At 62.0% G+C, this 20,266-nt stretch carries 23 protein-coding genes and 1 riboswitch; of the genes, 10 read left to right on the top strand and 13 right to left on the bottom strand.

Annotated features, from left to right (window positions below; translation table 11 throughout):
- Positions 1-8: 8 nt before the first annotated feature.
- From V3587_RS13460 to V3587_RS13440, 5 genes are read right to left on the bottom strand one after another with little or no spacing between them, the layout of a single operon-like run.
- Positions 9-599 (bottom strand): GNAT family N-acetyltransferase, encoded by a 591-nt coding sequence (locus tag V3587_RS13460; RefSeq protein WP_283376811.1) that lies wholly within the window; start codon positions 597-599, stop codon positions 9-11.
- An 8-nt stretch (positions 600-607) separates the two neighbouring features.
- Positions 608-1,717 (bottom strand): FAD-dependent oxidoreductase, encoded by a 1,110-nt coding sequence (locus V3587_RS13455; protein ID WP_095972403.1) that lies wholly within the window; start codon positions 1,715-1,717, stop codon positions 608-610.
- A 10-nt stretch (positions 1,718-1,727) separates the two neighbouring features.
- On the bottom strand, positions 1,728-2,699 hold the full coding sequence (locus V3587_RS13450) for an ABC transporter substrate-binding protein (RefSeq protein ID WP_095972404.1): 972 nt from the start codon (positions 2,697-2,699) through the stop codon (positions 1,728-1,730).
- A 34-nt stretch (positions 2,700-2,733) separates the two neighbouring features.
- Positions 2,734-3,519, bottom strand: a complete 786-nt coding sequence (locus tag V3587_RS13445) for an amino acid ABC transporter ATP-binding protein (RefSeq protein WP_050655070.1) — start codon at positions 3,517-3,519, stop codon at positions 2,734-2,736.
- Entirely contained in the window at positions 3,516-4,490 is a 975-nt protein-coding gene (locus tag V3587_RS13440; RefSeq protein WP_095972405.1) for an amino acid ABC transporter permease, read from the bottom strand. The genes V3587_RS13445 and V3587_RS13440 overlap by 4 nt, the downstream gene beginning before the upstream one ends.
- 191 nt (positions 4,491-4,681) lie before the next feature.
- Positions 4,682-4,776: riboswitch (SAM riboswitch) on the bottom strand.
- 199 nt (positions 4,777-4,975) lie between these two features.
- On the opposite strand from V3587_RS13440, the gene V3587_RS13435 reads away from it, so the two are divergent.
- The 8 genes from V3587_RS13435 to V3587_RS13400 all read left to right on the top strand — a co-directional run bounded on the left by V3587_RS13435 (position 4,976) and on the right by V3587_RS13400 (position 11,412).
- On the top strand, positions 4,976-5,743 hold the full coding sequence (locus tag V3587_RS13435) for a sulfite exporter TauE/SafE family protein (protein WP_283376812.1): 768 nt from the start codon (positions 4,976-4,978) through the stop codon (positions 5,741-5,743).
- 37 nt (positions 5,744-5,780) lie between these two features.
- On the top strand, positions 5,781-6,596 hold the full coding sequence (locus tag V3587_RS13430; protein WP_003944345.1) for an HAD-IIA family hydrolase: 816 nt from the start codon (positions 5,781-5,783) through the stop codon (positions 6,594-6,596).
- Between the two features lie 290 nt (positions 6,597-6,886).
- Positions 6,887-7,444 carry an alternate-type signal peptide domain-containing protein gene (locus V3587_RS13425; protein WP_047269467.1) on the top strand — a complete coding sequence of 186 codons (558 nt, stop codon included), beginning with the start codon at positions 6,887-6,889 and terminating at the stop codon, positions 7,442-7,444.
- A 4-nt stretch (positions 7,445-7,448) separates the two neighbouring features.
- Positions 7,449-8,015 (top strand): hypothetical protein, encoded by a 567-nt coding sequence (locus tag V3587_RS13420; protein WP_064443278.1) that lies wholly within the window; start codon positions 7,449-7,451, stop codon positions 8,013-8,015.
- Positions 8,012-8,656, top strand: a complete 645-nt coding sequence (locus V3587_RS13415) for a signal peptidase I (protein WP_214514580.1) — start codon at positions 8,012-8,014, stop codon at positions 8,654-8,656. Before V3587_RS13420 ends, V3587_RS13415 begins: the two co-directional genes overlap by 4 nt.
- Entirely contained in the window at positions 8,640-9,242 is a 603-nt protein-coding gene (locus V3587_RS13410) for a SipW-dependent-type signal peptide-containing protein (RefSeq protein WP_218694945.1), read from the top strand. Before V3587_RS13415 ends, V3587_RS13410 begins: the two co-directional genes overlap by 17 nt.
- A 5-nt stretch (positions 9,243-9,247) precedes the next feature.
- On the top strand, positions 9,248-10,816 hold the full coding sequence (locus tag V3587_RS13405; protein ID WP_283376813.1) for a hypothetical protein: 1,569 nt from the start codon (positions 9,248-9,250) through the stop codon (positions 10,814-10,816).
- Positions 10,816-11,412 (top strand): alternate-type signal peptide domain-containing protein, encoded by a 597-nt coding sequence (locus tag V3587_RS13400; RefSeq protein ID WP_047269470.1) that lies wholly within the window; start codon positions 10,816-10,818, stop codon positions 11,410-11,412. Before V3587_RS13405 ends, V3587_RS13400 begins: the two co-directional genes overlap by 1 nt.
- A 43-nt stretch (positions 11,413-11,455) precedes the next feature.
- On the opposite strand, the gene V3587_RS13395 is transcribed toward V3587_RS13400, so the two are convergent.
- The 3 genes from V3587_RS13395 to V3587_RS13385 are packed head-to-tail and all read right to left on the bottom strand — an operon-like array spanning position 11,456 to position 13,576.
- Positions 11,456-12,679: an O-succinylhomoserine sulfhydrylase gene (locus V3587_RS13395; RefSeq protein WP_172403504.1), complete on the bottom strand. Its 1,224-nt coding sequence runs from the start codon at positions 12,677-12,679 to the stop codon at positions 11,456-11,458.
- Positions 12,676-13,104 carry a rhodanese-like domain-containing protein gene (locus V3587_RS13390; RefSeq protein WP_283376881.1) on the bottom strand — a complete coding sequence of 143 codons (429 nt, stop codon included), beginning with the start codon at positions 13,102-13,104 and terminating at the stop codon, positions 12,676-12,678. Before V3587_RS13390 ends, V3587_RS13395 begins: the two co-directional genes overlap by 4 nt.
- Positions 13,105-13,150: 46 nt before the next feature.
- The gene (locus V3587_RS13385) at positions 13,151-13,576 is read right to left on the bottom strand and encodes an Rv0361 family membrane protein (RefSeq protein WP_095972415.1); all 426 of its coding nucleotides are present in this window, start codon (positions 13,574-13,576) and stop codon (positions 13,151-13,153) included.
- A 230-nt stretch (positions 13,577-13,806) separates the two neighbouring features.
- Here V3587_RS13385 and V3587_RS13380 point away from each other — a divergent pair, with 230 nt between their 5' ends.
- On the top strand, positions 13,807-15,204 hold the full coding sequence (locus tag V3587_RS13380) for an FAD-dependent oxidoreductase (protein WP_003944405.1): 1,398 nt from the start codon (positions 13,807-13,809) through the stop codon (positions 15,202-15,204).
- 109 nt (positions 15,205-15,313) lie between these two features.
- Positions 15,314-16,153 carry an amidohydrolase family protein gene (locus tag V3587_RS13375; protein WP_234036705.1) on the top strand — a complete coding sequence of 280 codons (840 nt, stop codon included), beginning with the start codon at positions 15,314-15,316 and terminating at the stop codon, positions 16,151-16,153.
- Here the strand turns inward: V3587_RS13375 and V3587_RS13370 are convergent.
- The 5 genes from V3587_RS13370 to V3587_RS13350 form a co-directional block, all read right to left on the bottom strand.
- Entirely contained in the window at positions 16,057-16,539 is a 483-nt protein-coding gene (locus V3587_RS13370) for a DUF456 domain-containing protein (protein WP_050655057.1), read from the bottom strand. The two genes, V3587_RS13375 and V3587_RS13370, sit on opposite strands and share 97 nt — an antisense overlap.
- Complete coding sequence (gene purT / locus V3587_RS13365; RefSeq protein ID WP_283376814.1) at positions 16,536-17,771, bottom strand: formate-dependent phosphoribosylglycinamide formyltransferase; 1,236 nt, start codon at positions 17,769-17,771, stop codon at positions 16,536-16,538. The genes V3587_RS13370 and purT overlap by 4 nt, the downstream gene beginning before the upstream one ends.
- 40 nt (positions 17,772-17,811) lie before the next feature.
- Complete coding sequence (locus tag V3587_RS13360) at positions 17,812-19,317, bottom strand: GGDEF domain-containing protein (protein ID WP_235171567.1); 1,506 nt, start codon at positions 19,315-19,317, stop codon at positions 17,812-17,814.
- Positions 19,318-19,557: 240 nt separating this feature from the next.
- Positions 19,558-19,704: a hypothetical protein gene (locus V3587_RS13355; RefSeq protein ID WP_003944356.1), complete on the bottom strand. Its 147-nt coding sequence runs from the start codon at positions 19,702-19,704 to the stop codon at positions 19,558-19,560.
- Between the two features lie 361 nt (positions 19,705-20,065).
- Positions 20,066-20,188 carry a hypothetical protein gene (locus V3587_RS13350; RefSeq protein WP_019749478.1) on the bottom strand — a complete coding sequence of 41 codons (123 nt, stop codon included), beginning with the start codon at positions 20,186-20,188 and terminating at the stop codon, positions 20,066-20,068.
- Between the last annotated feature and the right edge of the window lie 78 nt (positions 20,189-20,266).

The raw sequence follows: 20,266 nt of genomic DNA, 5'->3' as shown, positions 1-20,266 counted from the left end.
GTACGAGGTCAAACCCGGGTGTTGTCAACCCGGTCGGTAGGAATTGCTGCTCGAGTCACATTTTCGAGCACCCGAAGCTGCTTCTCGAACGGGTGGACGCCCACTTCTTCGGGCGAGAGCGAAGCGTCGTAAAGCGGTGTGTATCCACTGGACAGATACAGCGCGACGGCCTCCGGTTGCCGAGGACCCGTCGTGAGGAACACCCGGCTGTATCCGCGAAGCTCGATCTCTCGTTCCAACTCACGAACGACGGCCTTGCCTAGGCCACGCTTCCGATAGTCGACCGACGTCCAGATTCTCTTCAGTTCCGCAGTGGTGGAATCGAATTGACGAAACGCACCGCCGGCGATCGGCCGGCCGTCGTGGGTGAGCACCAACAGCGCTCCCTGTGGGTATGCAAATTCTTCTGCCGGATACGTCGTGAGATCCTCGAGCATCGCTTCGCGAGTCCCGCCGTAACGCGAACTGTATTCGAGGGCCAACTCCGCGATCAGTGGAGCTGCCAAGGGGTCGTCCTGCGAGACCGAGTGGACCTCTACCGCGCCGATACCCGCGAGCTGCCGAGTCCCGAGCTCCAGTGCCACAACACTTTCCTCCATGAATCTGGTCAACGCTCCCCCAGCCGAAAAACTTCCGGAGCGAGAGTGGTTCCGTCGACAAGGTCCGATACGAGTTCACCCAAGGCCGGACCGAATTTGAATCCATGCCCCGAGAATCCCGCTGCCACCGTGACGGCGCCGACTCGGTCGACGACGAAGTTACTGTCAGGTGTGCTCGTGTACAGGCACGTGATCGATTCCACCCGGGTGGAATCGACGCCGGGCAACCACGACTCGGCGTACTCCACCAATCGTTGCTCTCCGGCTGAGTCAGGGGTGTAGTCGCGGGTCTGCGGAGTCACCACCGGCCCGGTCGCGTGTTCACCGATCTTGATGCCGTCCTCGGAACCGAGTCCGTAGATCCCCGCAGTCTCCAACTGCGCACCGGTGTGGTGAACGAAACTCGGCCACTCGACTCCGGGATCGAGCGGTGCGAAGTGCGCCGGTTGTTCCTGTGTCGTGCGTAGCGTCGGCAGCACGATCTCGGAACCGAGACCGCTGTCTGCGATCAGGTCCTCAGTCCACGCACCAGCGGCGATCACGACCTGACGAGCTGCGAGTGTTCCGCCGTCCGTCACCACGTCCACGCCGTACGACGCACGTGCAAGCGCCAACACCCGAACGTCGTGACGGACCTCGGCACCGGCGAACACCGCTCCCGCTTTCAGCGCGGTCACGGCTCGGTCCGCGTGCAACCGGCCCGCATCGGGGTGATGGAGCACGGTGGTGTCGAATCGCAGCCCCGGCCAGCGGGCGGACGCCTCGGCAGGAGTGAGAATCTCGCCCTTGATACCCGCCTCGAGAAGTATCTGCGCCTTGGACTGCACTGCCTGCGGCAGACCGTGATCGACGGCACCGGTCAGTTCCAGGAACCCGATGTCCGTCGTGGCCTCCAACTCCCGCCACAACGGCAGAGCGTCGGCCGCCAACCCTGTGTACAGGTGATTGTCGTACGCCTGACGGTAGATGCGCGACGTACCGTGCGACGCACCGTGCTTGTGCCCCGGCCCGAACTGTTCCAACTGAACGACGCTACGTCCGCGCGCCGCGAGCCGCCATGCGGCGGAGGACCCGACGAGTCCTCCGCCGATGACGATCACATCGAGAATCTCACTCATGGACGAGAGCTCACTTGGTCTTCGGAAGACCGGGCGGGTTGATCAGGGACGTGTCGACGGCTTCATTCGTGATGTTCCAGCGCTCGAGGATCTGCTGGTACGTGCCGTTCTCGATCGTGTGGTTGATCGCGTCGTTGATTGCCTTGATCAGGCCGTTGTCCTTCTTCACCAGCACGGCGATCTGCCCCTGCAGAGTGTCGCCTGCACCGGAGAACTCACCGACAACTTCGGTTTCACCCGACTGCTTGGCGTGGAACTGCGACGACGGGTTCGGTCCGAAGTAGGCGTCGATCCGGCCGGACTGCAGGGGCAGGTAGTAGTCGGTGGTGTTCTGGTAGTAGGAGATGTCGGTGGGCGCCAGGCCGGCCGCGACGTTTTGCTCACTCCACTTGACCAGCAGCGCTTCCTGATTGGTGCCGGAACCTACCGCGATCTTCTTGCCTGCGACATCCTTGGGTTCCTTGATGGAGATCCCGGAGCCCTTCTTGGCTTCGAAAGCGAGGGTGTCGAGTCGGTAGGTGGCGAAGTCGTACTTCTCCTTACGCTCTTCTGTGACAGTCACATTGGAGAGGAAGGCGTCGGCCTCGCCGGAGTCGATGCGGACGAAGTTCTGTGCCCAGTCTGCGGTCTGCAGGTCGACCTTCAAGCCGAGAACGTCACCGATCAGGTAGGCGAAATCGGTCTCGGAGCCGATGAGGGTGGTGTCGTCGTCGGCGTAGAAGCGAAGCGGCGGAGCGGCACCGGCACTACCGGTGACTCGCAGTGTGCCGCGGTCGCGGATCGCCTGAGGAACCTCGGCGGCGATGGAATCCACCTTGTCGGTGGTGATGCGATTCTGGTCGGCTGTGAGGTTGTAACCCGCAGCGGCAGTGACCTGTCCACCGTCCGACTCGGCGTCCGCACTGCTGCACGCGGCGCTGAGCAGTCCGACTGTGGCGATAGCCGAGATCAGGAAGGTCGCGCGACGGGATGGGGAGAACATCAATTTTTCCTTTCGGGAATGTGTCTAGGTCGCGTCAGAGGACGCGGGAGAGAAAAGCCTTGGTCCGTTCGTGGACCGGGTTGTCGATCACCTGTGAAGGTGGGCCCTGTTCGACGATGACGCCGCCGTCCATGAAGACCGCGGTGTCCGCCACTTCCCGAGCAAATCCGACCTCGTGCGTGACGATCACCAAGGTGGCGCCGTCACGAGCCAGCTGAGCCAGGACTTCGAGAACCTCGCCCACCAGTTCCGGGTCGAGCGCCGACGTCGGCTCGTCGAAGAGAATGACCGCCGGCCTCAGTGCCAAAGCTCGCGCAATCGCCACGCGCTGTTGCTGACCACCGGAGAGTTGACGGGGATACTCGTCTGCCTTGTCCCCCACCCCCACTCGCTCGAGCAGTGCGCGGGCCTCGCGGTACACCTCGTCACGATCACGCTTCTGGGCCGAGAGCGGCGCTTCCACCACGTTTTCCAGCGCAGTCAGGTGAGGAAACAGGTTGAAGTTCTGGAACACGAATCCGATGTGTGAACGCTGCTTCAGGATCTCGCGGTCACGCAGTTCGTGAAGCCGATTTCCCTTGCGCCGGTACCCGATCAGTTCTCCGTCGATCCGTACGGTCCCGCGGTCGACCTTCTCGAGGTGATTGAGGGTACGCAGCAAAGTGGACTTGCCGGAACCCGACGGACCGAGAATGACAGTCACCTCGCCCTTGCGGACCAGGAGATCGACACCGGCAAGTACTTCCAGCGCGCCGAACGACTTGTGGATGCCGCGCGCTTCGACGGCGTACACCGTCTCTTCGGCCAACTCTGCGGTCATCGGGTCGCACCTCTCGGAATATCGAGACGCGCATCACGAATCTCTTCGAACTTCTTGCGCGCCTTCTGTATCGGCGTCAACGGAAGGGCACGGGCAGATCCACGGGCGTAGTGGCGCTCCACGTAGTACTGACCGATCGAGAGCAACGTCGTCAGGATGATGTACCAGATGGTGGCGACCATCAGCAGCGGCACAACTCGACCGTTGCGTCCGAAGATGACCTGCACCTGGTAGAACAGTTCGGCGATTGCCATGGTGGAGACGATGGACGTTCCCTTGAACAGTCCGATGACCTCGTTTGCCGCGTTGGGCAGGATGGCCCGCATCGCCTGAGGGAGAACGATCTTGAAGAACTGGCGACTGCGCGGAATACCGAGCGAGTGAGCAGCTTCGATCTGACCGTGATCCACCGAGATGATTCCGGAACGGATGATCTCGGCCGAGTACGCGGCCTGGTGCAGCGCCAAACCGATGACCGCTGCGGTGAATCCGCCGATCACACCACTGACCTGGAAGGTGAAGAACTCGGGTCCGAAAGGTATTCCGAGAGAAAGCGTCTGGTACAGGTACGTGATGTTGAACCAGAAGAGCAACTGCACGATGAGCGGAATGGAGCGGAAGGCCCAGATGTAGGTCCAGGCGATCACCTGCAGGACCGGGTTCTTCGACAGACGGCCGAGTGCCAGGAAAACACCGAGACCGAATCCGAGGATCGTCCCCCACAGGGTCAGTTTGATCGTCACCCACAACGCGGCGAGCACGGATTTCGCGGTGAAGTACTGCGCGAACGTCGGCCAGTCCCAGCCTGGGTTGACGACGAGTCCGTGAATGAATTGGGCAAGCAGTACCAGTACGACCGCGCTGATCACCCAGCGCAGCGGGTGCCAGGTACGAGCAACGACAAGCTCCGAGTCGGGAAGTTGCGGCTCGGCCACCGACTTTTCGGGGCGGACATCGGTGGGCGCGCTCACGGCGCACTACCTGACGGAGTGGACATCACGAATAGACCTTTCGGGAAATGGGAACGCAGCTGTGTGCTCGAGTAAATGCACTCGAGTTACGAAGACGACAGTTCGGTCAGCGACAGTGACACGAAGCCGTGCGGCACAGATCGATGTGACGGCGCCTGTGCGGAGCGTGCGAAGTGGAACCCATGTGATGCCTTCCATCGGTCCTGGCGGTAGCACCCGCTCCCGATCACTCGGGGGGTTGCTGCGACGTCGACGAGCCAGGTCTCTCGGTCGCTCTGGATGGTGAGCAAAGACTAGACGCGAATTGCCGAGTCGTCAAATGTTGTATTTCCCTGCACTGCAAGGGAAATGAAAGGTCGATCAGGTTGAAATCGCACTGATTTCAACGGTGCCTAAAGCCTTGACCGCCGTGTTGAATGGAGTGTTCGAATGAAGACCGGGACCGCCGTCCGGACCGACTTCGCATCTGCCGTACCGTCTGCGGAGTGAGTGGACTCGACGCTTTCTTCATCTTGTTGGCCGGCATCGGCGCGGGCGCGATCAACGCCGTCGTCGGCAGTGGAACACTGATCACGTTCCCCACCCTGGTCGCCTTCGGCATGCCACCGGTCACCGCGACCATGTCCAACGCGGTCGGACTGGTCGCCGGCGGAGTTTCCGGCACCTGGGGCTACCGACGCGAGCTGTCCGGACAGTGGGATCGACTGAAGTGGCAGATTCCGGCGTCGCTCGCCGGTGCCTTACTCGGCTCGTGGTTGCTCATGCATCTACCCGAGAAACTGTTCGAAACCATCGTGCCGGTGCTGTTGATCCTGGCTCTCGCACTCGTCCTCCTCCAACCACGCATCCAGGCTTGGGCCAAGAAGCGTTCCACCGAGGAAACGACGCTGTCCACCTCAAGGCTGATGCTCCTGACCGCGGGCACCTTTGCGGTCGGCATCTACGGCGGCTACTTCACTGCCGCGCAGGGCATCCTCCTCATCGGTGTGATGGGTGCCATCCTCCCGGAAACCCTCCAGCGCATGAACGGCGCGAAGAACCTGCTCTCACTGCTCGTCAACATCGTTGCAGCGGGAATGTACATCACCCTGGCTTTCGACCAGATCAATTGGGCAGCAGCCGGTTTGATCGCTGTCGGCTCACTCGCGGGTGGCGTTCTGGGTGCCCGCTACGGACGGCGCCTGTCCCCCACCGCACTTCGCTACACGATTGTCGTCGTCGGTTTGATCGGGCTGTGGCGACTTCTCGCTTGACCGCCCACATCGGGCGGCTCCCGCACATACTGGAGACATGACCAGTACAGAAGATCAGACCGGTTGGACCTACCTCATGGACATGGACGGGGTTCTCGTCCACGAGGAGCACTTGATACCCGGAGCGGACACGTTCCTGGCAGAGCTGGCGTCGAACGACATCCCGTACATGGTGCTCACCAACAACTCCATCCGCACCCCGCGTGACCTGCGAGCACGCCTGCTCAATTCGGGTCTCGACATCCCGGAGAAGTCGATCTGGACGTCAGCGCTCGCCACCGCGACGTTCCTGGCGAACCAACGGCCGGGTGGAAGCGCCTACGTGGTCGGCGAATCGGGCCTGACCACTGCCCTGCACGACATCGGTTACGTCCTGACGGACAGTGACCCCGACTACGTCGTCCTCGGTGAGACGCGCACGTACTCGTTCGAGGCGATCACCACGGCCATCCGCCTGGTCGAGCGTGGTTCGCGGTTCATCGCCACCAACCCCGACGCGACCGGACCGTCGCGCGACGGCTCGCTGCCGGCCACCGGCTCCGTCGCCGCCCTCATCACCAAGGCAACCGGGCGCGATCCCTACTACGTCGGCAAGCCCAACGCTTTGATGATGCGGTCGGCCCTGCGGTCCATCGGCGCTCATTCGGCCAACACATTGATGATCGGTGACCGCATGGATACCGACATCGTCTGCGGCCTCGAAGCCGGACTGCAGACGATTCTGGTGATGACCGGGATCTCGACCCGCGCGTCGGTAGAGCTCTATCCCTACCGCCCGACCATCGTCCTCGAGTCGGTCGCCGATCTTGTGGGAACAACGACCGATCCATTTCGTAGCAACACAAACAATTGATTCAAATTGCAAAACAAAACCGAAACTCGGTAATTAACTGGTAAAAAACAGCAGATTTGCCAGGTTCCGACTCGTCCGCTTTGTCCAACTGAACAAACCAACGGTTTTATTCGCACCAAACTTACAAACGAGTAGTTAGACGCAGGTCAAAGATCATTTCGACACCGAGTGACAGTTGGACTCCAGTCGTAAAATTGATTTTTCGAAAAGTGGTAACGAATCGTTTGCCGTGTCTGATACTCATGTCTGAATGGCCCCATTTCGGGTCCCAGACATGAAATGAGATTTTCATGAAGAAGCAGACCAAGGGTGCGATCGCTGCTGCGGCGGCCGGTGCTCTCCTCCTCGGCGGTGCCGGCTCGCTCGCAGTCTGGAGCGATTCGGCCGACGTCAGTGGCGGCGGGCCCGTCACGTCCGGCGCCCTCGACCTGAGCTCTTGCGCACCGGTCGGTGGCGGGTGGAACTCCCTCAACCCGACGAAGACCGCGATCACCAACATCTCGGCTTACCGAATAGTCACCACCGAGAGCATCGAATACACCTGCGACGTCACTGTGACCGCAGTGGGCGATCGTCTCGCGGCTGTTCTGACCGCCGATACGGCCGGAATCGTTCCGGGTGCGAACAGCGCCGAGCTTGCCGCTGCTGTCGTGCCCGTGACGACAATCAAGGACACTGGCGGCAACCCGATTTCGCAGATCACCAAAGCCCAGAACGGAACGATCGTCCACGTCGGAGTCCGGCTGAACTTCAACGAGGTGGCCAACCAGGTCGCGCAGAACCAGTCGCTGAACTTGTCGGCGATGAAGTTGGTCGTCACTCAGACAGCACTGACACCGGCCCCGTAATTTCATGAGGAAAAAGGTCTGGGGAGCGATCGCAGTCGCGGTGGCTGCTGTAGCGGTGTTTGCATCGTCACAGCAGTCGCTCGCGCTGTGGTCCGATTCGGCGAGCGCGAATGGCGGTACGGCGACAGCCGCCAGCGTCAACCTCACGGTTGGTACAACTGCCGGAACCAGTGCGGCGTACACCCTGGCGAACTTGACGACGGCCGCGACGCCCGTTGTCCCGGGAAACACGGTGCAAGCACCGCTCACCGTCAAGAATTCGGGGACTGATCCTCTGCAATGGCGAATGCAGTCGACGACCGCACTTACGGGATTCACGTTGACCACGTACGGAGTCGCCAACGAAGGCGCCTGCCCGACCGGCGTGAACACGGCAGCTCCTGCCGTTCCATCCCTGATGTCAGCACCGATGACCGCGTCGCTGCAGCACCCGGTTTCACCGGCGTACATGCCGGATCCGCTCGTGCCTGGCGGCACCTACGTCTTGTGTCTGCGGCTCGCGGTGGACTCTGGTGCGGTCTCCGGTCAAACGAACAAGGCCACCTTCACGTTCCAGGCAGGTCCGGTATGACAAAACACTCGACCAAACGCGGTGAACGTACCGGCCCTCTGTGGTGGGTCACCTCGATTGTCAGCTGGACACTGCTGCTGGCAATTTCGGCAGTCATCGTCGCAACGATTGTCGTTCCCTTCTTTGCCGGAGCACAGCGCTTCACGATTCTGACCGGTTCGATGCGCCCGACGTACAACCCTGGATCACTGGTAGTGGTCAAACCTGTCGATCCGTCCGAACTGGGGATCGGTACACCTATTACGTACCAGCTGGAATCGGGTCAGCCGACCGTCGTCACGCACCGGATCATCGCCACAAGTGAAAACCAGAAGGGTGAAAGAACTTTCATCACCCAGGGCGATGCGAACGGTGAGCCTGACGAGAAGGAAGTACGGCCGGTGCAGATCCGGGGAAAGGTCTGGTACAGCCTGCCTTATCTCGGTTACGTGAACACCTGGCTGACGGGAGAGCAGCGCACCGTGATCGTGGTGATAGTCGTGACCGCTCTACTGCTGTACGCGTCGTACATGATGATCAGCGGCATCCGTGACGGCCGGAAGGAGCGAGCTCGAGCCCGATTGGCTCCTGACCCTGCAACTTTCGCGCCCGCAGACTCCGCCCAGATCGAGAAAGGCCAGCACGATGCCCTCGCGCCCTGACCGTCCGGCCCATCGGATTCGTCACCTGTTGACCAGCACGCGTTTTCGCGCGCTGCTCGCGCTGGGGATGGTGCTTGGTGTCGGCGGAGTGACCACGCTCGCGGCCTGGACGTCTTCCGCCACGGCAACCTCGGGCAACATCACGACGGGTTCTATCAATCTGCAGTTGAACAGCACCGCCCAGCCCACCCTGACCAAGTCCCTGAATTTCAGTGAGCTTGGCAAGTCCGGAATGATTCCCGGTGATTCGAACACCGCTCTGATCAAGGTCAACAACCTGGGCACAGCGTCAACTGTCCCACTGAAGTACACGATCACGTCTACGAGTGATGGTGCGTTGACGACTTCTCTACGAATGACGGTTTCCTCCAACGGAACTGTTGCCAACAAGTGCACTGACGGCACCAACGTGGTGTCCTCGCTCGCGCTGACACTCACCGCGAATCAAGCCATCGGTAGCCCCGACCGCCCACTGGCGGTAGGGGCTACCGAGAATTTATGTGTCTCGGTGCAGCTTCCGACAACACCGACACCGCCGACGAACAGCACGTCGAACATCGTCCTGACCTTCACGGCAAAGGTGTGATGGCAATGGCTCGACACACGAAAAAACATGCAAAGGCCTCGATGCCGAACCGGGTACGGGAAGTCCTGCTCAGTCTGGGAGCCCTCGCAGGCTTGGTATCCATCATCATTTTCATCGCCGGTCTGGCTTTCGGTATCACCCCGCTGATCTTTCGGAGTGGATCGATGTCACCCATGATCGATACCGGTGCTCTCGCATTCGCGCGCACCGTGCCTGCTTCGGAAGTGCTGGTCGGTGACATCGTCAGCGTCTCCGACAGCCAAGGCACGCGCATCACCCATCGTGTGGAATCAATAGATCAGCAGGGCAACAACCTTGCCGTCGCACAACTACGTGGTGATGCAAATCCGATCGCCGATCCCGATCCCTACGTCATCACCGAAGCCGATCGCGTCTTCTTCAGCATCAACCGCCTCGGATACGTGGCAGTCTGGCTGTCCGGACCGAGTGGGCTTGTGCTTGGTGCGATTGCCGTCGGCGGGCTCCTGTACATCGCGTTCCGTCGACGTGAGGCTTCCGACGCGGAGGAACCTCAGCGGGATCGTCAGGACATACGCGGCGACTCCCATGCCCTCAAGGCCATCGTCGCCTTGGCTACGGTCGGTCTCACGGTGGTCGGTGTGTCCCAGATCGGTGGTACCAAGGCGGGGTACACCGACACAGCCACGGCAACAAGCATTCAGTTCGGCACTGCTGCAACCTTTCCCACGTCGCCAAGCACAGCCAGTTGCGCGGTGAATTTTGCGCTCGTTGTTCCGGTCGCGGTGACAATCACCTGGCCCGCGACTGTCGGAAGCTCATACCGCCTCATCGCTCGCGACGCCAGCGGAAACCTTTTGGGGTCGAACGACTACACCGCAACGTCGACCACTGGCTCCATGAAATACGGCTCGGGCGGTACAACAGTCGCGTTCCCGCTCATAGTCGGCACCTACAACATCGAAATCCATGGACTGAGCGGCACGTCGGTCACGCCGTCGTACTCCGGCTACCAATTCAGCATTCTCGTCGGCCTGCTCTACTCGTGTGGCGGTCCGATCAGCGGGACATCTGCTCTCAGTCGATCGACAGCGCCGGCACTGGCGGCAGACGCTCCGAGCACTCCTACTACGGCCGTCACTTCCACGACCGCCTCATCCACCACGCCCACCACGACATTGGCGCCGGCTGCGACAACCACCAGCACAACTACACCTTCGACAACCACCTCGTCACCGGCTACAACTACTCCGTCCACAACGACAACAACAACGACCATGACAACGACACCCACAACAACTACGACCACCCCGAGCGAGGTTCCCATCGGTGCCCCGGCAACCACGACCGGCCTCAGCGCCCAGAAGCTCTCGACTGCCAGCGGAACGGTTGTGTCCGTGTCGAATTCATCGGGCGCTGAGGTATATCGAGGTCCCGTTGACAGCGACGCTGTACTGCATTGGCTCACCGGAACCGATCAGTTGTATGTGATCACCACTGGCGGCGTCACCGTCATCGACACGTCAACGGGAGTCTGGGCCGAATCTCCTGCCCCGAGCGAACTTCCGGACGAGATCAAGGCGCTGGTGCCGTGATGAGAAAGACAACGAAAGCTGCCATGGCAGTTGCCGCGGCCGGAGCCGTATTGCTCGGCGGTTCGGGCACATTGGCGAAGTGGACCGACAGTGCGACCCTGACAAGCGCCGCTGTCCAGTCCGGGACCCTGGATCTGGGAGCATGCGTGACCACGAGCGGCGGGGGCTGGTATTCGCAGGTCTACGTCAACGCGCCCACCAATCCGAATCCACTCGTATATATCCCGGACATCACTACTTACCGGCTCAAGCCCGGATTCAACTACACGTATTTCTGCGATTCGAAGGTGATGGCCACCGGCCCACGTCTGAAAGCGAACGTGACAGTCGACAAGACCAAGTTGAGCGGCGGGCTCGCAGCCGCCAACATCGACCTTCGCACGTACGTCACGGATCAGAGCAACAATCTGCTGTACGACAGCACAGCACCGACGCCGAACCTCATCGCGGTCACGTCGGCCCTGAACAACACCAATCTGACTGCGCAGGTGTTGTTCACGATCTACCCCACCGACACGACAAGCTCAGGTCTCACACTGAATACGACGGCGTTGACGATCGACGTCAAACAACTGGGTCTCACGCCCGCACCGTAGAACGCCTTGCCGTCGGAAGTTCGAGGCAAGGCGCTCCAGCGATTCAGCCGAGTGCTCGCTTCAGATCAGCCAACAGATCAGCCGTGTCTTCGAGCCCGACGGACAGACGGACAACGCCGTCTGTAAGACCCACTGCTGCACGGCCTTCCGGACCCATGGCCCGGTGCGTCGTCGTGGCGGGGTGAGTGATCAACGACTTGGAATCTCCCAAGTTGTTGGAGATGTCGATGACGCGCAGGCCGTTGAGAACCTCGAACGCCCGCTTCTTGCCCTCTCCGTCAGGCGCATCGAGCTCGAACGTGACAACCGTTCCGCCACCGCTCATCTGAGACTTCGCGAGCTCGTGCTGCGGATGCGACGTCAGGTACGGATACTTGACCCACTTGACGCCGGAGTGTCCTTCGAGGAATTCGGCGATCTCGAGTGCCGAAGCCACGGAGTGCCGAATACGGACCGGCATCGTCTCCAGGCCCTTGAGCAGAGTCCACGCATTGAATGGACTGAGCGCAGGACCGGTGTGCCGCATCAGTTCTCGGACGGGACCACTGATGTATTCCTCGGTTCCGAGAATCGCGCCACCGAGCACGCGGCCCTGACCGTCGATGTGCTTGGTGCCGGAGTACACAACGACGTCAGCTCCCAGATCGAGGCTGCGCTGCAGGAGCGGCGTCGCGAAGACGTTGTCCAGCACTACCTTTGCACCGGCAGCATGAGCAAGCTCCGACACCCGTCGAACGTCGACGAGAGATTGCATCGGGTTGGACGGAGTCTCGAAGAACACGGCAGTGGTCGGCACGGACAGAGCCTCTTCCCACTGCGCGTTGTCCTCACCGTCGACGAAAACAACCTCGACGCCCCAGCGCGGAAGGATCTCGTTGCACACCACGAAGCAGGATCCGAAGAGGCTGCGCGCGGCAACCAATCGGTCGCCGTTGGCCAACAGTGCGCCCAACGCCGTGAAGACTGCCGACATTCCGCTGGCCGTCGCAAAGCACGCTTCTGCACCTTCGATGAGACGCAGACGCTCTTCGAACATCTTGACGGTCGGGTTGCCGTAGCGGGAGTAGACAAAATGATCCACCTCGCCTGTGAAGGCTTGTTCGGCGGCTTCTGCACTCTCGTAGACGAATCCGGAGTTGAGGAACAGAGCTTCGGAAGTCTCCTCGAACCCGGTGCGCATCAGTCCGCCGCGAACACCGAGGGTGCCGAGACCGACGTCGTCCGGCAGCGCTCGTTGAAATGCGCCGCCCTGGGGAATTCCGCTCACTGCTGCCTCCACGGCAAGCCGATGGCCCGCCAACCTAAAAGTCCGCGATGCCCGTCGGCGCCCAATGCGCCTTCGAACCCGTCGAGCACGTTGTACGACGGGCCGATACCCGCCGCAGTCGCAGCTTCCGCCGCACCGATGGAACGCTGTCCGGATCGACACAGGAAGATCACCGGACGCTCCGACCCGGAGGAATCGGCGGTGATGCCGGCTTCCTTCAACTGGTCGACGAAGTTGTCATTGCGCGCGCCGGTCGGGTGGCTCACCCATTCGATCAGTGCGGCCTGCTTGCCGAGGGAGGAAACATCGGGGACACCGACGTACTTCCACTCCGCATCGGTCCGCACGTCGACCAGCACGGCGTCGGGGTTTTCGCGGAGCAGCTCCCAGGCTTGCTCCGGCGTCAGATCGCCTGCGTAACTCACGTAGTCCATGTTTTCACAAGACCGCCGCGAGCGCCTGAGCGGGCCGTCAGTTACAGACGACCCAACGGTTGCCGTCACGGGTCAGGGCCCAGGTCGAGACTCGCTCGCCCGCTCCGCCACCGGTGATCGTCACGTCGGCCCGTGCACGATCGCCGTTGACCACGACCCCGTCCACACCCTTCAGTTCGACGGTTCCGTCGACGTCGGCCATCGGACCGTTGCTCGAATTGAAGCTCGCGCAGGTCAGGGTCTTGATCGTCTCCGCGTCATTCCGATTCTCGGCATCGACGTAGTCGGTGACGGAGCGACTCACGCGGTCTGACTCGGTGACGTTCTCCTCGGCCGGCGAGATCCACGACGCGACGAAGATTCCACCCAGGATCAAGGCGACGATGGCGACAGCCAAGAGGAACGGCCCCGCAGACGCCTTCTTGCCGTCGATGTTGTCGGATTCGCGAAGCTCGTCACTCATAGCGCCAATACTCCCCCACAACTTGAAGTTGTGGCCCGTCAAGGAGCAGGCCCCTACCCCGAATACCCGAGACAACGGGAGAATGGGAAGAAAGAATAGGTTTACCCACAACCGATCGAGTGAGAGTGTGGATCCGTTCGGCCGCAACCGAGGCGCTGTGCTTAGGTTCGGCTAAATTGGATACTTGTCGATATGTTGTCCGAACTTCGAAGAAGGTAGCTGTCCTCACGATGACTGACTCCAACCGCCCACTCCGGGTCGCGATCGTCGGCGCCGGCCCCGCCGGCATCTACGCCGCCGACGCCCTCATGAAATCCGACACCGCAGTCTCCGGCCGCGGCGTCAGCATCGACCTCTTCGAGCGCATGCCCGCGCCCTTCGGCCTGATTCGTTACGGCGTCGCGCCTGATCATCCGCGCATCAAGGGCATCATCACCGCCCTGCACAAGGTGCTCGACAAGCCTCAGGTACGCCTGCTCGGCAACATCGACTACGGCACCGACATCACCCTCGACGACCTGCAGTCGTTCTACGACGCGGTCATCTTCTCCACCGGCGCCAACGCCGACCGCGCGCTCGGCATCCCGGGTATCGAACTCGACGGCAGCTACGGCGCGGCCGACTTCGTCTCCTGGTACGACGGCCACCCCGACGTGCCGCGTACGTGGCCGCTCGAGGCCGAGAAGGTCGCCGTCCTCGGCGTGGGCAACGTTGCGCTCGACATCGCCCGCGTTCTCGCCAAGACCGGTGACGAACTGCTGCCGACCGAAATCCCCGCGAACGTCTACGAGGGTCTCAAGAACAACAAGGCCGTCGAGGTTCACGTCTTCGGACGCCGCGGCCCGGCTCAGGCCAAGTTCACGCCTCTCGAACTGCGCGAACTCGACCACTCGCCGACCATCGAGGTCATCGTCGACCCCGAGGACATCGACTACGACGAGGGTTCCGAGCAGGCTCGCCGCAACTCCAAGCAGGTCGATATGGTTGCGAATACCCTGCAGGACTGGGCAATTCGCGATGTCGGAGCCCGTCCCCACAAGCTGTTCCTGCACTTCTTCGAGTCTCCCACGGAGATCCTCGGTGAAGACGGCAAGGTCGTCGGCCTGCGCACCGAGCGCACCCAGCTCGACGGAACCGGCAACGTCAAGGGCACCGGCACGTACAAGGACTGGGATGTCCAGGCCGTGTACCGCGCCGTCGGTTACCTCTCGCAGAACATCACGCAGCTGCCGTTCGACGACCAGGCAGGCACCGTTCCCAACGACGCCGGACGCGTCGTCGCCGACGACAACGCCGAGGGCGCAGCCCGGTTCATGCCGGCCACCTACGTCACCGGCTGGATCAAGCGCGGCCCCGTCGGCCTCATCGGCCACACCAAGGGTGACGCCAACGAAACCGTCGCGAATCTTCTCGAGGATTCCGTCGACTTCGCCGGCGCCGCGAACCCCGACGAGAACGCCGTCATCGAGTTCCTCGAAGGCAAGCAGGTGCCGTACACGACTTGGCAGGGCTGGTACCGCCTCGACGCGCACGAGCGCAGCCTGGGCGAGCCCGAAGGCCGTGAGCGCATCAAGGTCGTCGAGCGTCACGACATGCTGAAGGCGTCGGAGCCCGACCGCGCGAACTGAGTGCGCAGAAGTAACTGAACACAAGCCTTCCACCGGCCCGACGCGACCCAGGTCACATCGGGCCGGTGGTGTGTGCGGGGACCCAAGGCAACAGGGCAAAATAGACCCCGTGTTTGACGCCCATGTGCATATCATCGACCCGCGCTTCCCGCTGGTCGAGAATCACGGGTACCTGCCTGAGCCCTTCACCGTGGCCGATTACCGGGCCCGGATTGCCTCGCTGAAGGGCCTGAGTGTGGACGGCGGCGCGGTGGTGACAGCGTCGTACCAGGGCAATGACCAGGAATACCTGAAAGCCGCATTGTCCGAGCTCGGCGAAGGCTGGGTGGGCGTCACTGCTTTGCCACTCGATGCGACGGACGAAGACATCGTTGCTCTGGACGCGCTGGGAGTGCGCGCCGTCCGGTTCAATCTGCGCCGAGGCGCCACCGACCTGCGTCTGCTCGCCGATCTCGCCAATCGCGCATTCGATCTGGTGGGCTGGCACGCCGAGTTCTACGTCGATGCCACGCTGTTGCTGTCGTTGGAACCCGTCTTCGCCAAATTGCCGGCGGTGAGCATCGACCACTTGGGAATGTCCACCCGCGGGCTGCCGTATCTCCTCAACCTCGTCGACCGCGGAGTACGTGTCAAAGCCACCGGGTTCGGCCGCACCACCATCTCCGACGTCAGCGATGTGCTTCGCCAGATCCACGCGGTCAATCCCGCTGCGCTGATGTTCGGCACCGACCTACCCGGTACCCGGGCACGTCGAGCGTTCGAGGTCCACGACCTGGACGTGATCGCCGATGCCGTCGGCGACGACCTGTCCGCGGTCATGTGCGACAACGCACGCTCCTGGTACCGCTGCGCTCAAGTGAACGCGACGGCTCCCAGCCACAGCCCCGCCGCGATCAGCGCTCCGAACAGTTCCACCAGCATGGACAATCCGACTGCCTTCACCGCGTGAAGCGTCGACGACCAGGCGATGTCGTAGCGACGCAGCCGCGCTAGTTCCGCGAAGTAGGTTCCGACGATGAAACCGAGGAACAACCCCACGACCGGGATCACGAAGAACCCGATGATGCCGACGACGCCGCCGACCACCACCGACAGGTTGGGCACGCCCCCGGACTTCATCCGCTTGCCTGGCCACGTGTACTTCACGATCCCGGTGACCACCAGCGCCAGCGTGGACAGCGCGAACACCGTCCACGCCGTCGCGCCACCGGTCATGATCGCCCACACCAGAATTGCGGCGAAAACGAGAAGTGTCCCGGGGAGAATCGGAACGACGACCCCGATCAGACCGACCAGGATGACCAGCCCGACGAGGACCTCGGCCACAGGACTCATCCGACGGGACGCACCTTCGACGCGGCTTCGCGAGCACGGGTGCGTGCAGTGGGCACATCGGCGGCCGTCGACACGGCAACGCCCATGCGACGACGCGTGAAGCTCTCCGGCTTGCCGAATAGCCGCAGGTCCGTCTCGGGAACCGCGAGTGCCTCGGCGACACCGTCGAATCCGATTCCCTTTGCCTCCACGCCGCCGTAGATCACCGCCGACGCTCCCGGGGCCGTGAGAGTCGTGTCGACCGGCAAGCCCAGGATCGCGCGGGCATGCAGCTCGAACTCCGAGAGTCGCTGTGTCCGCAGGGTCACCAATCCGGTGTCGTGCGGCCGTGGGCTCACTTCGGAGAAGTAGACGTCGTCGCCCTTCACGAACAGCTCGACGCCGAAGATGCCTCGCCCGCCCAGAGCCGTGGTCACCTTCTCGGCGACGTCCCGCGCCGACGCGAGGGCAGCCGCGGACATCTGCTGCGGCTGCCACGATTCGATGTAGTCGCCGGCCTCCTGCAGGTGCCCGATCGGCTCGCAGAACGACGTTTCGACCTGACCGCTCTCCCCGACGGCGCGAACCGTCAATTGCGTTATCTCGTAATCGAAATCGACAAAGCCCTCGACGATCACCCGGCCGTGATTAACACGGCCTCCGGCCATCGCGTAATCCCATGCGGCGTCGAGATCTTCGGCGGATCGAACCGTCGACTGTCCCTTTCCCGACGAGGACATGACCGGCTTGACGACGCACGGGAAACCGATTCGGTCTGTCGCTGCCTGTACTTCGGCAAGCGAGTCCGCGAATGCGTACGGCGAAGTGGGCAGGCCCAACTCCTCGGCCGCGAGCCGACGGATTCCCTCACGGTTCATCGTGAGCTGAGTGGCGCGGGCGGTCGGAATGACCACCGCCCCTCCGCGTTCTTCGACGAGTGCAAGCGCATCCGTCGCGATGGCCTCGATCTCGGGAACCACGAAGTGAGGCTTTTCCAACTCGATGACGGCAAGCAGCGCTTCCGGATCGGTCATGTCGACAGTGTGAGCACGGTGGGCCACCTGATGCCCCGGGGCGTCGGGATAGCGATCCACCGCAATCACTTCGACGCCCAGACGCTGCAGCGCGATGACAACTTCCTTACCCAACTCGCCTGATCCCAACATCATCACGCGAATGGCGTTCTCGGTCAGTGGGGTCCCGAATCGGAGTGGGAGGGTCGGCAGGTGCGAAGGCGTCGAATCAAGCTGCATGGGTGCGACTATATGCCAATCCCGATGCAGGTCAGCGCAGTTATCCGCCGTCGACCACGCCTTCGCGGTCAAATCCTCGCCTGATCGTTCGAGGTACCGCCGGTTTGCGATAGGTGCGGGTGGCCGTGGTCGGCTCGGAATTCTGTTGCGGCACGGCGTCGTTGCCGACGTTGCGCACTTTCACGAGATTGCGTCCGGCGCGCTTGGCGTCGTACAGAGCCTCGTCCGCGACGCTCATGAGGGTGGCCAAGGCGGGCGTCGCGTGATCAACCCACGCGACGCCGACACTGACCGTGCTCGTCACATCTGATTCGGCCGAGTACTCGACCTGCGCGCCGCGGACGGCCTCGGCGACGTCGACTGCTCGGGCAAAGCTGCAGTCCGGAAGCAGAATGGCGAACTCCTCGCCGCCGAGCCTTCCGATCAGATCGCCGTCCGACAATCGGTCAGCGGCTCGTTCGGCGAAGTTCGCGAGAACGCTGTCACCGGTCATATGTCCATGCGTGTCATTGATGCTCTTGAAGTGGTCCAGGTCGAGCATCAGCAGGCCGACCGGGGACTGCGCTCGGGCCGCGTCGGCAAGTTCCGATTCCGCATGTCCGAGAAAAGCACCGCGCGAGAGGACTCCGGTCAGATGGTCGAATTCGACAGCAAGGAAAAGCTCACGCTCGGCAGCGCGACGTTCCTCGGTCGCACAGGCAACCGCGATCGGCCCCAACGCGATCAACGTGACCGCAATGGACGTGATGACGTCCTCGTTCCAAGTCGACGCGGCTTGATCTCCGATATCGAGTCGACCGCTACCCGCCATCATGAGTGACCACACCGACCAGACCACGGAAACGAAGGCAGTGCTCGGAACCGAGATGCGAGTGGCGCACCACAGGAGAGCTGGAATCGGCAGGACCAGCGCGATCGGCCCTTCGATGCTGAGGGCGATCGGTACGCAGGCTGCAGTGGCGAGTAGCGGAACGCTCATAGCGGCGACAGTTCTGGCCGTCAGTTTGGTGCGGAACTCGGCAAGGCTCGACGGGATGGTGAGAGTCAGAATGAGAGGAAGGACCAGCAGGTACGCCATGACCTCGGTGGCACCCCAGTGGACAAACGTGTCGGTGAAGGACTGACCGCGTAAGAGCCGGTCCAAGGCGCCGGCGGTGGCCGCGGTACCAGTCGCCGCGACGAACGAGACGAAGACCATCCACACCAGTGACTGCGAATCGACCAATCGGAACGGTGTTCGCTTCAAGTAGTACAGAACAAGAACACCGACTGTGACTCCGGTGAGGTTCGCCCCGTTCAACTGCAGGGCAAGCGACAGCGAATTGCCGGTGATCAGGTCAGCGCAGACGTATCCGACGGCCGCAGCGATCCACGTTCGCCATTCGATCAGGACCGGCCATCTGACCATCATTCCCAGCAAAATGGCGTTGGCGCACCAGAATGTCGCGAGCAAACCTGGTGGGCGGGTGAGGATGCCGATCAACGAAGCCGCAAGCACGACGGCCAGCACTAGGAGAAGGCGCAGAAAGCGACTCGTCCCTACCATGCGTCACCTCGCGGTCGGCTACCTCTGAATTCGGGAGCACCGGACGTCGCGGTGACCGTATGCCGATGTCGTCGAACCATCGTACGCAGGTGCTGCCACTCGCAGTTCTGTGTTCACATGCCAAAAGGGCAACTACGAATATCTCCGCAAACACGGGTGCCCTCCGGCCACGACAGTGGACAGAGGGCACCTGCATGCAATCCGATTGGCAGAGCCGAATGACCCTGCCGGAAGGGATGACTACTCGGCGGATCCGCTGGACAGACCCGAGAGTGAACCGGTGGACGAGCCCTCGCCCTCGCCGGACAGCGATTCGGTGGGAACGGACTTGAGGAAAGCTCCGAGCGCGGTGAGCAGGGGTCCGAGGGTGCTGAGTGATCCGAACATAGGAGGTTCTCCTGTATGTGAGGTGGTGTGGTGTTCCAGCGCCATTCCGGCCGCAGGCGGTGGCCGAGATGGTTCGGGACCTTCTGCCGCACGGATGGCTGAACCGCCCCCGAACAACATCCCGAGCTGTGACGTAGCGCACTACCGTGGCGCTGACTGCATTTATAGACCGGCTACCGACACTTGTCTAGCTACCAAATAGCTACCAAGGTGAACGGCCAGTAACACTTTCAGTCGTAATTGCAGTTCAGGGCGCACATCTACTGTTCGATCCTTGCAAAAATGTGATTTAGCTCACATTAAAAATGCGGAAAGTGTGGCTCGCAGACAACTGCGAGCCACACTTTCGGACAAACGGGACTTACTTGTCAGCCGCCGATCCGGTCCCAGGGGTGAGCGAGCCACCACCGAGTGCCGTGAACAGGTCCTTGAGTACCGGAATGAACGTCTTGACGACGCCGCTGAAGTCTTCGAATGAACCCATGTCGGGTCTCCTTATGTCGGGATGCAGTTGAAAAGAAGTTGGGACCGAGAACTACTCGGCAGTGGAACCGGCCGAACC

This window comes from Rhodococcus sp. IEGM 1306, from assembly GCF_036541985.1.
GTDB lineage: Bacteria > Actinomycetota > Actinomycetes > Mycobacteriales > Mycobacteriaceae > Rhodococcus_F > Rhodococcus_F qingshengii.
The sequence above is the reverse complement of the archived record's forward strand: the minus strand, read 5'-3'. Positions and strand labels throughout refer to the sequence as shown.